A 13,999-nucleotide genomic window follows, 5' to 3' on the forward strand; every position below is an offset into this window, starting at 1 on the left:
GAGAAGTTCTCACGCCCCACCCGTCCCGGCCGCCCGGGCCCACCCTGGGGAGTGGGCCCGTCGAGTGGCGACCGGGTCGGGGTGGCGCGTTCCTACCTGACACCCGTCGCCCAGTGGCACACCATCTGGCGCACCCTGGCGAACCGTGGCGAATAGTCGCCCGGCAACCTGCACGGGGCTACTGTCAACTCAGCCGAGAACCTGGGGGCTTGACGTGAGCGGACAACCCAACACCCGTCTCTCGGATCTGTTCGGCCTGGCCGGCTGGTCCAAGGGCGAACTCGCGAGGCTGGTCAACCGGCAGGCGGCGGCCATGGGCCACCCCCAGCTGTCGACCGACACCTCCCGGGTGCGGCGGTGGATCGACACGGGAGAGATCCCGCGCGATCCGGTGCCGCGGGTGCTGGCGGCTCTGTTCACCGAGCGTCTCGGCCGTGTCGTGACCATCGAGGACCTCGGTCTGGTACGGCACGGGCGTACGGGAAAACGGCCGGACGACGGGAAAGCGGAACATCCCGACGGCATGCCGTGGGCGCCCGAACGAACCGCCGCGGTCCTCACCGAATTCACGGGAATGGACCTCATGCTCAACCGACGCGGCTTGGTGGGCGCGGGTGCCGCGCTCACCGCGGGATCCGTACTCACCACCGCCATGTACGACTGGCTGCACACCGACCCCACTCTCCGGGCCGACGCCCCCGTCCTCGACGACCCCCTGCACGCCGACCCCGCCGGGTTCGACCGCTACGAGGCCGCCCCCATCGGGTCCGAGGAGATCGAGGAACTGGAGCGTTCCGTCGAGGTGTTCCGTGCCTGGGACGCGGCCCGCGGCGGCGGGCTGCAACGCAAGGCCGTGGTGGGGCAGCTCAACGAGGTGGGCGGCATGCTCGCCTACCGTCACCCCGACCATCTCCAGCGGCGCCTGTGGGGCGTCGCCGCCAACCTCGCCGTCCTCGCGGGCTGGATGTCGCACGACGTCGGCCTGGAACCCACGGCCCAGAAGTACTTCGTCATCGCCGCACACGCGGCCCGTGAGGGCGGTGACCGGCCGCGTGCCGGGGAGGCGCTCTCCAGAGCGGCTCGCCAGATGGTGCACATCGGCCGGCCCGACGAAGCGCTCGACCTGATGAAGCTCGCCCACTCCGGTTCGGGCCAGGAGGTGCTGCCGCGCACCCAGGCGATGTTCCACACCATCGAGGCCTGGGCGCAGGCGTCGATGGGCAGGGGGCAGGCCATGCGCCGTACCCTCGGCCAGGCGGAGAGCCTCTTCGTCTCGGACCGCAGCGACGTGCCACCGCCGAGCTGGATGCAGATGTTCAACGAAGCGGATCTGTACGGCATGCAGGCCCTGGCCTACCGGACGCTGGCCGACCACGACCCGGGCGCCGCCGTGCACGCCCGGCACTACGCGGAGAAGGCCCTGGCACTTCGGGCCGGCAGCAAGCAGGAGCGGTCGAAGATCTTCGACTTCCTGTCCATGGCCTCCGCCTGCTTCATCGCGGACGACCCCGAACAGGCTGGTCACTACGCGCGGTTGGCCCTGGTGTCGATGGGATCGAACTCCTCCCACCGCACCTGGGACCGGCTGCGCCAGATGTACCGGCTCACCGCCGAGTACGCCGGCTATCCGAAGATCCAGGAACTGCGGGAGGAGATCAAGCTCGCCCTGCCCAGGACCAGGAGCAAGGGCACGGGCAACAGCGCACCGGCGTAGGCACCTCGCCCACCCGCCCTGTCCGAGCCCTACTCACCCACCTTGGCGATCAGCACGCAGGCCTCGTCCGCGCGTTCGCACTCGCCGAACTCCTCGACCACGGCCGTGACACAGTCCTGGGCGGTGCGCGCCGCCCTGAACCGCGGGGCCAGACCGAGGAGGGCGTCCAGCGAGCCGCTGTGCCCGGGCACCAGTCCATCGGTGTACAGCAGCAGCAGGTCGCCCGGTTCCAGGGTCACTTCGGCCTGCCCGTAACCGGCGCCCGAGGTGGCGCCGAGCAGTACGCCGTCCGGCGCGCTGAGCACGCACCCCGTCCCGCCGCTGTACAGCAGCGGGGCGGGGTGTCCTGCCTGTGCCCAGGTCAGGACACGGGTGGCGGGTCGGTAGCGGCAGCAGACGGCGCTGCCCAGCGCGGGTTGCACGGTGGCGTCGAGTAACTGGTTGAGCAGGGACATGAGGTGCGCTGGCGGAGCGCCGGCCATCGCCATCCCGCGTACGGCGCCCAGCAGCATCGCCATCCCCGAGGTGACGGCGACCCCGTGTCCGGTGAGGTCGCCTACGCTGAGCAGAGTGTCGCCGTCGGGCAGCTCCAGCGCGTCGTACCAGTTTCCGCCCAGCAGGGCGCTGCTCCCGGACGGGAGGCAGCGGGCCGCGATCTCCAGGGCGCCCGGGCCGCGGCGCGGGAGCCGCAGAGCGCCGTGCCCCGGGGGCAGCACGGCTTCCTGGAGCTCCACGGCGAACTGCTGCTCGGTCCGGACGCGCTGCTGATGACGCTCCAGCGAGTCCCGGGTCTCGAGCATCGCCCGCCGGCTGCGCCGCACTTCGCTGACGTCGCGCACGACGGCCCACATCGAGGCGGTGCTGCCGTCGCCGCCGAGCACGGGCTCGCCCATCATGTGGACGGTCCGCACCCCTCCGTCGGGGCGTACGACACGGAACTCGCCGTCGATCGGCTTGGCGTCGACCAGGCAGCCGGTGACCATCGTGGTCAGCCGGGGCCGGTCCTCGTCCAGCACCAGCGAGGGCAGTTCGTCGAGCGTGAGGGCGGCCGCGGCGGGGTCGCGGCCGAGGATCCGGTAGAGCTCTGCGGACCAACTCGCCTCGTCCGTCAGGAGGTTCCACTCCGCGCTGCCGACCCGGCTGAGCAGCGAGCCGGAGCCGGACGGGGAGTGCGGCACGGCGGCCGGGTCCGGATCGGCCGGCAGCGGCGCCGGTCCGTCCCGCAGCTGGGCCAGGTGCTCGTCGAGGTCGTTGAGCTGATGCAGCGCCAGGTCGTACACCGCCCGCTGCCACCGCTCCTCGGGGTCCGTCCCGTCGCTGCGGGTGTCCCGTCGTACGGCGTCCACGTCACCCTTGAGCCGCCGTGTCTGCGCTATCAACGCCTCGACCGAGCCGCGCCCGGGCGGCTGGGCGGCGGGGCGGTCCGCGGAGACATGGGACGGCATGACGCACTCCGATGCGGGGACGGCGGGGCCAGGACGGGCGGGGGACCGGTTACGACTGTTGCACAGCCCGCGACGCCCTGTAAGGGATTTGGCAACACACGATACGGTGGTGCTTCTGACATATGCCAGAGTCTTCACGGGCAGGTCGGGCCGCCTGGAAGACGTACGCGCGGGAGGGGGTTCGACGTAGGCCGACTACGTGACTTGACCCATTTCCACAGGCGTTCGTGTCGCGCTCGGGCGGTTGTTCGACGTGCCTGTGTTCACAGTGTCGAGGTCTCGGCCAACCACGGCAACCTTGGCCGGAATTGACGTCCTGCGACGGGCCTCCGCGGAGTCCTACAGGCATGGACATCTCTTTCGAGCAACCCGCCCGCGCCCGGCTGATCACCGCCGAGGACCAGGAGATCCCGGTGCCCGCCACGCTCCGGTACACCTCCGGTGACCCGCTGGCCGTGTTCGTGGACTTCCCGGCCGAGGTCACGCTCGGCGGACAGGAGGTGACGTGGACCTTCGCCCGCTCGCTCCTCGACCAGGGCCTCGGGGCGCCCGCCGGGCGCGGGGACGTGCACATCTGGCCCTGCGGCCCGGGCCGTACGGCCGTCGAGTTCCACTCGCCGCACGGTCTCGCGCTGCTCCAGTTCGACACCCAGGCGCTGTTCCGTTTCCTGCAGCGCACCCACGAGGTGGTGGCCCCGGGGGAGGAGGACGTCGCGGCGGTCGTGGAGGAGGGCCTGAGCGCGCTGTTCGGGGGCGTGTGAGGGGGCACGGTGGTGACCGGGGCGGGGCGGACGGCACCGGTCGGCCCCCGCGGTCGTGTCGACCGCGGCGCCCGGGGACCGCGGCCGCGCCGCTCGCGTCAGCGGCCGACATCACGCGCGTACAGGTCCGGGCGCGGGGCGAGTTCGACGGTCGTGCGGCGGCCGGTCTCCAGCGCCCTGACCCCCGCCTCGGCGACGGCGGAGGACGCGTAGCCGTCCCAGGCGCCCGGTCCGGTGACCCGGCCCTGCCGGGTGGCGTCCACCCAGGACTGCACCTCGCGGTCGTAGGCAGCGGCGAACCGCACCAGATAGTCCTGGGCGACCTCCTCACGGGCACCGCCGGCCGAGGTGACCAGCATGGTGTGGTCCTCGCCGATCCGGGCGCTGCCCCGCTCGCAGACGGCCTCGCAGCGCACCTGGTAGCCGAAGCCGCAGTTGACGAAGACCTCGACGTCCACGAGGGCGCCGCCGTCGGTCTCGAACAGCACCAGCTGAGGGTCGAGCAGCCCCTCCGGGGCACCCGACGAGGGCCGTGGGCGCAGCACGGTCACCGCGGTCGGCTCCTGGCCGAGCAGCCAGCGGGCCGCGTCGATCTCGTGCGACACCGAGCTGTCGATCAGCATGGCGCTGGTGAAGCCGGGTGGCGAGGAGACGTTGCGGTGGACGCAGTGCAGCATCAGCGGGCGGCCCAGACCGCCGCCGTCCAGCAGCGACTTCAGCCGCCGGTACTCGGCGTCGTAGCGGCGCATGAACCCGATCTGCGCCAGCCTGCGGCCCAGCCGGGCCTCGGCCTCCACCACCCGGAGCGCGCCCGCGGAGTCCGGCACCATGGGCTTCTCGCACAGTACCGGCAGCCCGCGCTCGAAGGCCGCCAGCAGCGGCTCCTCGTGGGCCGGGCCGGGGGAGGCGATCAGCACGGCCTGCACGCCGGGCGCGTCGAGGGCGGCCAGCGGATCCGCGTGGACGGTGACGCCGTCCCGGCCGGCCACCGCGTCCTTGGCACGGTCGAGGTCGGGATCGGCGACGGCCGCCACTCGCGCGCCGCTCACCCCGTGGTCGAGCCGGCGTATGTGATCGGCACCCATGTGTCCGGCACCCAGCACCGCGACGCCCAGCGGCTCAGCCACGTCCCCACTCCCTCTTCGGCCGACGATCACGCTCCCAGAGCCTAACCAAGCGCTACTGGGCGCCGGCCGAGCAAGGGGGCCGTCAGTAGCGCAGCACTCCGGCGATGCCGTCCTCGTCGTCGAGGGCGCCGTCCGGGACGAAGCGGACCTCGGCGCCGGTCTCCAGGCACTGTTCGACGATCTCGTCCACGATGTCCTCGCGGGAGTCGAGATCGCCGCTCACCGCCGGGACCAGGTGGTCGCCGTCGTCGCGGACCGTGGTGCGGTAGTTCTCCTCGACGGCCAGCAGCCGCACGCGACCCTCGCGGGCGCTGTGCCAGACCTCGTCGACACCGGCCGCGAACGTCTTGTGATTGCGCGCGGACTCCAGCTCCCTGGCCACCGACGCGGTGCTCCGCCGCGACTCGGCCTCCAGCAGCGGCCGGATCACCTGCCACACCGCGTCCGGACCGGCGTGCGCGAGACCGCCGTGCCGCACCGGGACGCTGTGCCTGGCCACGTTGCCGGCTTCCTCCCACAGCGAGAGAGCGGCCTGCTCGCCGGTGACGTAGAGCTGCCGCGGCTCGTCGCGCAACAGCGCGGCCATCGCGGTGTCGGCGTCCCGCAGGAAGTGCTTGGTGTCCTCGTCGCGGAAGGTGCTGGGCATGTCGCCGATCCGCTGCAGGCGTTCTGCGTCGAAGTTCACCTGGCGGCGCACCAGCGGGAAGCCGCCGCGGTGGCTCTCGGTGACGCGGTCGACCCCGCCGTCCCAGAGCGTGACGCGGTCGGCGGAGATCGACAGCACCCAGAACGGCCGTTCGGCGGCGTGCGCCGAGACCAGGTTGCGGGTGAGGAAGGTGTCCGCGAGCACCACGCGCTCGGGCACGCTGCGGGCCAGGGACCAGACCTGGTGCTCGCCCGGCGCGGCGAAGATCACCAGACCGGCCTCGGTGTAGGTCAGGTCGATCTCGGCGAGTGCGCGGTCGAGTTCCCTGATCACCTCGGAGCGCCGCTCCCGGGTGACCGCCGGATCGGCCTCCAACTGCTTCTTCGCCTCGGCCACGACATTGCGCAGCCGGACGGAGTCCTGGGCGTTGTCGGGCTCGCGGCGGTGCGTCGGCGTCAGCACCGAGACGGCGGGATAGGGGCGCGGGCGGCGCAGCTCGGCGAGGGTCGAAGGACTGAGTGCGTGCTCCATACCAGCACCATAGGGCGGAATCGGCGGTGCGGCATTCGGGGTAATTCCGTACCGGGCGGGACGTGCTGGTCCGCCCTGCCGTCCGGCTCACTCCGTGACCGTGTCGTGGCCGGCCCACCGGTGACGACGGGTCACGCGGCCCATTACCGTACCGGGCAGTAACCGGATCGCGCCCCAGGAGGCCCCCATGCCGCAGCTCGAAGTCGACGGAGCGGTGCTGGCGTACGACGACGAGGGTCCCCGGGACGGTGCCGCCGTGCCCCTGGTGTTCATCCACGGCTGGACCGCCGACCGGCGCCGCTGGGACCACCAGACCGAGCACTTCGCCGGGCGCCGCCGGGTGGTCCGGCTCGACCTGCGCGGCCACGGCGAGAGCACCGGCGCCGGGGTGCGGACCATCGCCGAGCTGGCGCAGGACGTCACGGCTCTCCTCGACCACCTGGAGGTGGACCGGTTCGTGCCCGTCGGGCACTCCATGGGCGGCATGATCAGCCAGACCCTCGCGCTCACCCACCCCGCGCGGGTCGAGCGGATGGTGCTGGTCAACTCCATCGGACGGATGGCGTACAGCCGCGGCCGCGGGCTGCTGATGGCCGCCTCGACGCTGGTGCCGTTCAGGCTGTTCGTCGCCGCCAACATCCAGCGTGCCTTCGCCCCGGGGTTCCCGCGGGAGCGGGTGCGCGAGTACGTCCGGTCGTCCGCCGGCACCCCGCGCGAGGTCGTGATGACCCTGTACGGCGCCATGCGGGCCTTCGACGTCCTCGACCGGGTCGGCGAGATCGCCGCGCCCACCCTGATGGTGCACGGCTACCACGACATCCAGCTTCCGGTCGGGCAGATGCTGCGGATGGCCAAGGCCTACCCGGACGCCGAGGTCCGGATCATCGACGCGGGCCACGAACTCCCGGTGGAGCGGCCGGCCGAGCTGACGGCGGCGCTGGACCGGTTCCTGACACCGGCCGCGTAGCGCGCCGTCCCGACGGCGCCGAGCACCGCATGACCGGCGCCCGGCCGAGATGACCGGCGCCCGGCGTGAGCCGCGGCGCCGGTTCCGCTTGGAGAACTTTTTGCGCTTGGCCGGTTCCCGGCGGGCGGGGCCCGGTGCGGGCGGGTCCGCGGTCATCGTGCGGGCAAAGCGCGGCCGAAAGAGAGGGTCGGGAGCGCCGCCGCGTGTTACGGCCAGGTTGACCGGCCGGGCGAGGGGGCGCACGCTCGTCATATAGGTGCTGAATACAAGTGGTTCGCTCGGGCAATCTCCTGTGTCGTGAAACCGCAGGTGGCGCGGGTGGTCCGGCGGACCGGCAGCAGGAGGTAACGCATGTGTGGCATCACCGGCTGGGTCTCCTTCGACCGTGACCTCACCACCGAGACGCACGCATTGGATGCGATGACCGAGACCATGGCCTGCCGCGGCCCCGACGACCGGGGCACCTGGAGCGAGGGCCCCGCCGCCCTCGGCCACCGCCGGCTCGCGATCATCGACCTGCCCGGCGGCCGCCAGCCGATGACCGTCCGCACCCCGGCCGGCACGGTCGCGATGGTGTACTCGGGCGAGGCCTACAACTTCACCGAACTGCGCCGCGAACTCCTCGCGAAGGGGCACGAGTTCACCACCGACTCCGACACCGAAGTGGTCCTGCGCGGCTACCTGGAGTGGGGCGACACCATCGCCGAACGGCTGAACGGCATGTACGCCTTCGCCGTCTGGGACGGCCGACACGACACACTCGTCATGATCCGCGACCGGATGGGCATCAAGCCCTTCTACCTGTACCCCACCCCGGACGGCGTCCTGTTCGGCTCCGAACCCAAGGCGATCCTCGCCCACCCGCTGGTCCGCCCCCGGGTCGCCCTCACCGGGCTCCGCGAACTGTTCACCATGGTCAAGACCCCCGGACAGGCCGTCTGGGAGGGCATGCGCGAGGTCGAACCCGGCACTGTCGTCACCGTCGACCGCCGTGGCCTGCGCACCCGGACCTACTGGCGCCTGGAGACCCGCCCGCACCCCGACGACCGCGACACCACCGTCGCCACCGTCCGTGAACTCCTCGACGACATCGTGCGCCGCCAGCTGGTCGCCGACGTGCCCCGCTGCACCCTGCTCTCCGGCGGCCTCGACTCCTCCGCCATGACCGCGCTGGCCGCCCGGCAGCTCGCCGCCCGGGGCGAGAAGGTCCGCAGCTTCGCCGTCGACTTCGTCGGCCAGACCGAGAACTTCGTCGCCGATGAACTGCGCGGCACCCCCGACACGCCCTTCGTGCACGACGTGGCGCGCCTGGCCCGCACCGACCACCAGGACATCGTCCTGGACGCGGGCAGCCTCGCCGACCCGGCCGTGCGCGAGCGGGTGATCCGGGCCCGCGACCTGCCGGCCGGCTTCGGAGACATGGACGCCTCGCTCCTGCTGCTGTTCAAGGCCGTCCGCGACCATTCCACCGTCGCGCTGTCCGGGGAGTCCGCCGACGAGGTGTTCGGCGGCTACCAGCAGTTCTTCGACGAGGGCGCCCGCAACGCCGACACCTTCCCCTGGCTGTTCCGGTTCGCCCGGCACTTCGGCGACGACTCCGACGTCCTGCGCGCGGACCTCGCCAAGTCCCTCGACCTGGACTCCTACGTCGCCGACTCGTACCACTCCGCCGCCTCCGCCGTCCAGCGCCTCGACGGCGAGAGCGAGGTCGAGTACCGCATGCGCCGGATGAGTCACCTTCACCTCACCCGCTTCGTACGCATCCTGCTGGACCGCAAGGACCGGATGAGCATGGCCGTCGGCCTGGAGGTCCGGGTGCCGTTCTGCGACCACCGGCTGGTCGAGTACGTCTACAACGCGCCCTGGGCCCTCAAGTCCTTCGACGGCCGCGAGAAGACCCTGCTCCGCGAGGCCACCCGGGACGTCCTCCCGCGGACCGTCTACGACCGGGTGAAGAGCCCCTACCCCTCCACCCAGGACCCGGAGTACGGCCGCGCCCTCCAGGCCCAGGTCAAGGACCTGCTCGCCCGGCCCGGCCACCGGGTCTTCGACCTCGTCGACCGCGAGAAGGCGGACCGGGCCGCCCGCCGGCCCGAACTGGCCGACCAGGCCGCCCGGCGCGGCCTCGAACGCACCCTCGACCTGGCCGCCTGGCTCGACCTCTACGACCCGGAGCTCGTCCTCTCCTGAAGGCACCCGGGACCTCCCGGCAGGCAACCCCGCGCTCAGCCCGACGAGCCGACGCCGCTCGTGTCGCCGTCCGCCGGGCAGGAGCTGCCGTCGGCCGGCAGCGTGCCGTACAGCAGGAAGTCGTCGACCTTGCCGTGCACGCACCTGGAGGACGTGTACCCGGTGTGGCCGTCGCCCCTGTTGTCCAGCACCACGGCCGACGGCCCGAGCCGCCTCGCCGTCTCGATCGTCCAGCGGTACGGCGTCGCCGGGTCACCGCGCGTTCCCACCAGGAGCATCCGCGCCGTGGGCACGTCCTTCACCTGGTCCCGGATGAAGGACGTGCCGCGCGGCCGGCCGTAGCACAGCATGAGCTGCGTCAGCCGGAACCTGCCGAAGACCGGGGACGCCTGCTGGTACTCCCGGTTCAGCCGGGCGACGTCCTTGGTCAGCTGCTCGGCGCCCGGCCGGTCCGGGTCGTCGGCGCAGTTGATCGCCATCAGCGCCGCAGAAAGGTTGTCCACGGGGATGTCCGAGCCGGCCACCAGCCCACCGCTGCCGCGGGCACCCGCCTTCGTCTTGCGCACGAGCGGCACCGCGTAGCCGCCGGACGCGAAGTTCTGCACCCCCCGGGTGTCCCCGTCCTCCATCAGCGAGGCCAGGGCCCGCGCGAGCAACGGCCACAGCTCCTTGCCGTACAGCCCCTGCGCGAGGGCCCCCACCAGGTCCTGGCCGGTGAAGGGGGCACCGAAGTCGGACGGCACCGGGTCCCTGTCGAGCGAGCGCACGAGCCGGACGACCGCCTCCCCGGCCTTGCGCCGGTCCTGCCCGAACGGGCATCCGAGGTCGGTGACACACCAGTCGAGGAAGTCGTCCAGCGCGGTCTGCTGTCCCTGGGCGCCGGCCACGCCCTGCTGGGCCAGTGACTCGGTCAGCGTGTCCACGCCGTCCAGAGCCATCAGGCCCACGTTGTGCGGGAACTGCGCCGCGTACACCGCGCCCAGCTTGGTGCCGTAGGAGAAACCCAGGTAGTTCAGCTTGCTGTCGCCGAGCGCCTGGCGGATGACGTCCAGGTCGCGGGCGGCGTTCACGGTCCCTATGTGGGCGAGCACCGGCCCGGAGTTCCTGATGCACCGGGCCGTCAGCTGCTCCAACTGCTTCATCAGGGCCTGCGGGTGGGCGGCGTCGGGGGGCTCGGCCGTGCTCTGCCCGTCCGGGGCCTCGACGGTGCCGTCCCCGCAGCTGACGGGGGAGGAGCGGCCGACGCCGCGCGGGTCGAAGCCGACCACGTCATAGCCGTTGGTGAGACCCATGAACTTCTTGCCCGACAGGCCCAGCTGGCTGACGCCCGAGCCACCCGGCCCACCGAAGTTCAGCAGTACGGAGCCCCGCGATCTGCCCGTCGCCCGGTAGCGGGACAGCGCCAGGTCGAGGGTGCCCTTCCCCGGCTGCGCGTAGTCGAGGGGGACGGTCACCTTGGCGCACTGCATGTCCTTGGGCAGGTCCTCGTCCTGGCACGCCGTCCACCGTACCTTCTGCCGGTAGAACCGGGTGAGGTCCGGCTGGTCGCCGTCCGCCGGTGGGACCGGGGCCGCGGGCAGCCCCGCGCCGAGCAGGGCCAGTGCGACGGCTCCGGCCCCGACGCAGTGCCGAAGGACGGACCGGGTACGGGGCACGGCAGGCATCGGGGGCCTCCAGGGACGCTCCGTGACGGACCGGGTACAGGGCTTTCGCCCACCATAAGCGGGCTGTGCGGGGGCCGCCTCCGGGCGGGCGGCCCAGGGCGGGGGCCGTGCTCGGCATCGGTTCGTGCTCTCGGACGCCTTGCACACGTGTGCCGCCGGTTCGATATCGGTGTCACTCGATGGGGTGGAAGGTGGCCAACCCATAACTCACCTGGTTCGTCTGCGGTTTAACCGTTGCGGGCGAGCGCCCGCAATCATGTCTGGAAGGCAGGGAACCTATGAAACGGGTTACCCGAAACGGTGTGATCGCCGTCGCCGCCGCCTCAGGGGCGATGGCTGTGGCGGTCCCGGCCTGGGCCGACGCGGGCGCGGACGGAATCGCGGCCGGTTCGCCCGGCGTGGTCTCCGGCAACGGCATCGAGGTGCCGGTGCACGTTCCGGTGAGCGTGTGCGGGGACACCGTGAACGTGGTGGGGCTGCTGAATCCGGCGGCCGGCAACACCTGCGCGAACGAGGGCGGCGCCGCCGGCGGTGCGTCCGCGCGGGGCACGGAGCAGGACTCGCCCGGGGTGGTCTCGGGCAACGGCGTCCAGTTGCCGGTCGACCTCCCGGTGAACGTGAGCGGCAACAGCGTCGACGTGGTCGGCGTCCTCAACCCGGCCCTCGGCAGCACCTCGGTGAACGACTCCGGGGACCACCCGAGCCCGCCGAAGACGACCCCGAAGCCGCCCGCTCCCGAGCCGCCCAAGAAGCACCCGGTCCCCAAGGCGCCGCACCACCCGGCGGCGCAGCCCGTCACGGACGCCGCCCTCGCCCACACCGGTACGGACCTGGCCGGCCCCGCCGCGGCGGCGGCCGTGGCACTGCTGCTCACCGGAACCGCTCTGCACCGACGCTTCCGCCCGGACCGTACCCGCTGACCGCCCCCGCGCCGACAGGCCCCGCCATCCCACCCGGTGGGGCCTGCGCAGCCCGGCTCGCCCACTGACCGCCACCGCCCTCCGCACGGCGACTAGCCCCGGAGCGTGCACGGCGACTGCCCCCGACCTCCGCACGGCGACTGCCCCCGGACCCTGCGCTGTCCCGGCTGCGCCGGACCTGTCGGGCGGGCGGTGCCGCAGTCCGTTCCGTGGGTCGGGCTGTCCCCGCACAGCGGCGCGCGGCGCTCCCTCCGCCAAGCCGCCCTCCCCGCAGCCTCGTTGGGCTTGCCGGAGGGCCGGTTCCGGCGTGGCGTGGTGGTCGGTGATCGGGAAGGATGCTGCGGGCGCGGTGCCGCCCGCCGCGTTCTTCGACCCCGCCACGCAAGGGAGCGCATCCATGACCTCTCCGGCCCCCCAGGACCTCGTCGTCACGCAGGCCACGCTCGACGACTGGCCCGTGATCAGCGGCTGGGCGGCGGACGAGGGGTGGAACCCGGGGCTGTCCGACGGCCCCGCCTTCTTCGCCCAGGACCCCGAGGGGTTCTTCCTCGGCCGTATCGACGGGGAACCGGTGTCGGCCATCTCCGTCGTCAACTACGACGCCCACTACGCCTTCCTGGGCTGCTACCTGGTCCGTCCCGACCTGCGCGGCCGGGGCCACGGCTACACCACCTGGAAGACCGCGCTGGCCCACGCGGGCGACCGCACCGTCGGACTGGACGGCGTGGTGGCCCAGCAGGACAACTACCGTCAGTCCGGCTTCGAACCGGCCTACCGCACGGTCCGATTCACCGGCGCCGCCCCGACCGCTCGGATCCCCGAGGGCGTCCGTGCCGCCCGCCCCGCCGACCGGGCGGCCGTCACGGCGTACGACGCCACCTGTCACCCCGCCGCCCGCCCGCGCTTCCTCGCCGCCTGGCTGGCCGCCCCCGGCCACACGGTGCTCGTCCGCCACGACGGCGACCGCCTCACCGGCTACGGGGTGCTCCGCCCGGGCCGCGACAGCCTGCGCATCGGCCCGCTCTTCGCCGACACCGCCGCCGACGCCCACGCCCTGTTCACGGCCCTCACCACCGAGGCGGCCGGTGCCCAGGTCGCCATCGACGTACCCGAGACCAGCACGGTCGGCGTCGCCCTCGCCGAGTCGGCCGGGTTCACGCCGTCGTTCGAGACGGCCCGCATGTACACGGGCCCGGTCCGGAAGTACGCGCGCGAGCGGGTCTTCGGGGTCACCACGCTCGAACTGGGCTGACCGGCACGCCGACGCACCCGGCGTGGGGAGCGGTCGTGGGGGCGGCGCCTGCTCGCGCCGCCCCCACGGGTGCCGGGTGCGTTCTCGGGTAGGAGTGGGTGTCGCACCTACCGGCGGGCCTTCGCCCGGTCCAGCGCCGCCACGCCCACCGCGGCCAGCGCGATCTGGATGAACCACTCGATCCAGTCGGGACCCTTGGTGTCGGCCACGCCGAAGCCCGCGGCGATCGCCGACCCCAGCAGTGCCGCCACGATGCCGACGACGATGGTCCACAGGATGCCGATGTGCTGGCGGCCGGGGACGACCAGGCGTCCCAGCACACCGATGATGATTCCGATGACGATGGCACTGATGATGCCCGAGATCTCCATGTCCGCCCCTCTTCGTGGGTACTTCGCTGCACTCAAATCTGCCCGCTGAAGTCGCGGGCAGTCCCGCCAGGTTGGTGCGGCGGTCTTCTGTTCACCACCCGGACATGCCATGTACCTTTCAATGAGTCGACGCGTGTAGAAATCTCGATCGGGTTCTACGCGCGCAGAGTTGGCGCCCGCACCGCCTCTTCCCCACCCCTTCACGGAGGTTCGCCGGATGCTTGGATCCAGCAGATCCCGCCACAGACTCACCACCGCCCTGGCCGGGCTCGGGCTGCTCGTCACCGGAGCCGCCCTCCAGGTCGGCACCGGGGCTCCCGCCCACGCGGCCACCACCTACCGTGTCCTGTTCGACGACGGCCACGCCGAGGAGGCCGGCAACGCGGACTGGATCATCTCCACCAGCAAGCC

11 protein-coding genes and 1 pseudogene are annotated in these 13,999 nt (G+C 72.4%); 7 read left to right on the top strand and 5 right to left on the bottom strand.

All coding sequences use genetic code 11. The features are described 5' to 3' along the window. The first annotated feature begins 214 nt into the window (after positions 1–214). Positions 215–1,714, top strand: coding sequence for a DNA-binding protein NsdB (locus tag ACZ3KP_RS38910; protein ID WP_358986701.1), 1,500 nt, complete (start codon positions 215–217; stop codon positions 1,712–1,714). Between the two features lie 29 nt (positions 1,715–1,743). On the opposite strand, the gene ACZ3KP_RS38915 is transcribed toward ACZ3KP_RS38910, so the two are convergent. Further along, complete coding sequence (locus ACZ3KP_RS38915; RefSeq protein ID WP_467505631.1) at positions 1,744–3,159, bottom strand: PP2C family protein-serine/threonine phosphatase; 1,416 nt, start codon at positions 3,157–3,159, stop codon at positions 1,744–1,746. A gap of 347 nt (positions 3,160–3,506) precedes the next feature. Between ACZ3KP_RS38915 and ACZ3KP_RS38920 the strand changes: the two genes are divergently transcribed. Next, on the top strand, positions 3,507–3,920 hold the full coding sequence (locus tag ACZ3KP_RS38920) for an SsgA family sporulation/cell division regulator (protein ID WP_358986696.1): 414 nt from the start codon (positions 3,507–3,509) through the stop codon (positions 3,918–3,920). A gap of 98 nt (positions 3,921–4,018) precedes the next feature. On the opposite strand, the gene ACZ3KP_RS38925 is transcribed toward ACZ3KP_RS38920, so the two are convergent. Next, entirely contained in the window at positions 4,019–5,047 is a 1,029-nt protein-coding gene (locus ACZ3KP_RS38925; RefSeq protein ID WP_467505634.1) for a Gfo/Idh/MocA family protein, read from the bottom strand. Positions 5,048–5,129: 82 nt separating this feature from the next. After that, positions 5,130–6,224: a baeRF3 domain-containing protein gene (locus ACZ3KP_RS38930; RefSeq protein ID WP_467505635.1), complete on the bottom strand. Its 1,095-nt coding sequence runs from the start codon at positions 6,222–6,224 to the stop codon at positions 5,130–5,132. Between the two features lie 187 nt (positions 6,225–6,411). Here ACZ3KP_RS38930 and ACZ3KP_RS38935 point away from each other — a divergent pair, with 187 nt between their 5' ends. Further along, entirely contained in the window at positions 6,412–7,191 is a 780-nt protein-coding gene (locus tag ACZ3KP_RS38935; RefSeq protein WP_467505637.1) for an alpha/beta fold hydrolase, read from the top strand. A gap of 351 nt (positions 7,192–7,542) precedes the next feature. Continuing rightward, positions 7,543–9,381 carry an asparagine synthase (glutamine-hydrolyzing) gene (asnB, locus tag ACZ3KP_RS38940; protein ID WP_467505638.1) on the top strand — a complete coding sequence of 613 codons (1,839 nt, stop codon included), beginning with the start codon at positions 7,543–7,545 and terminating at the stop codon, positions 9,379–9,381. 35 nt (positions 9,382–9,416) lie between these two features. Here the strand turns inward: asnB and ACZ3KP_RS38945 are convergent, their stop codons facing one another. Next, complete coding sequence (locus ACZ3KP_RS38945; protein ID WP_467505639.1) at positions 9,417–11,045, bottom strand: alpha/beta hydrolase; 1,629 nt, start codon at positions 11,043–11,045, stop codon at positions 9,417–9,419. 278 nt (positions 11,046–11,323) lie between these two features. Between ACZ3KP_RS38945 and ACZ3KP_RS38950 the strand changes: the two genes are divergently transcribed. Then, on the top strand, positions 11,324–11,965 hold the full coding sequence (locus ACZ3KP_RS38950; RefSeq protein ID WP_467505641.1) for a chaplin: 642 nt from the start codon (positions 11,324–11,326) through the stop codon (positions 11,963–11,965). Positions 11,966–12,362: 397 nt separating this feature from the next. Continuing rightward, positions 12,363–13,217 carry a GNAT family N-acetyltransferase gene (locus tag ACZ3KP_RS38955; RefSeq protein ID WP_467505643.1) on the top strand — a complete coding sequence of 285 codons (855 nt, stop codon included), beginning with the start codon at positions 12,363–12,365 and terminating at the stop codon, positions 13,215–13,217. A 107-nt stretch (positions 13,218–13,324) separates the two neighbouring features. On the opposite strand, the gene ACZ3KP_RS38960 is transcribed toward ACZ3KP_RS38955, so the two are convergent. Further along, positions 13,325–13,588 carry a GlsB/YeaQ/YmgE family stress response membrane protein gene (locus ACZ3KP_RS38960; RefSeq protein ID WP_132887654.1) on the bottom strand — a complete coding sequence of 88 codons (264 nt, stop codon included), beginning with the start codon at positions 13,586–13,588 and terminating at the stop codon, positions 13,325–13,327. A gap of 217 nt (positions 13,589–13,805) precedes the next feature. On the opposite strand from ACZ3KP_RS38960, the pseudogene ACZ3KP_RS38965 reads away from it, so the two are divergent. Continuing rightward, positions 13,806–13,999: pseudogene (locus ACZ3KP_RS38965) on the top strand (hydrolase); the annotation flags it as partial.

It is taken from the genome of Streptomyces sp. NPDC020958 (assembly GCF_055562175.1).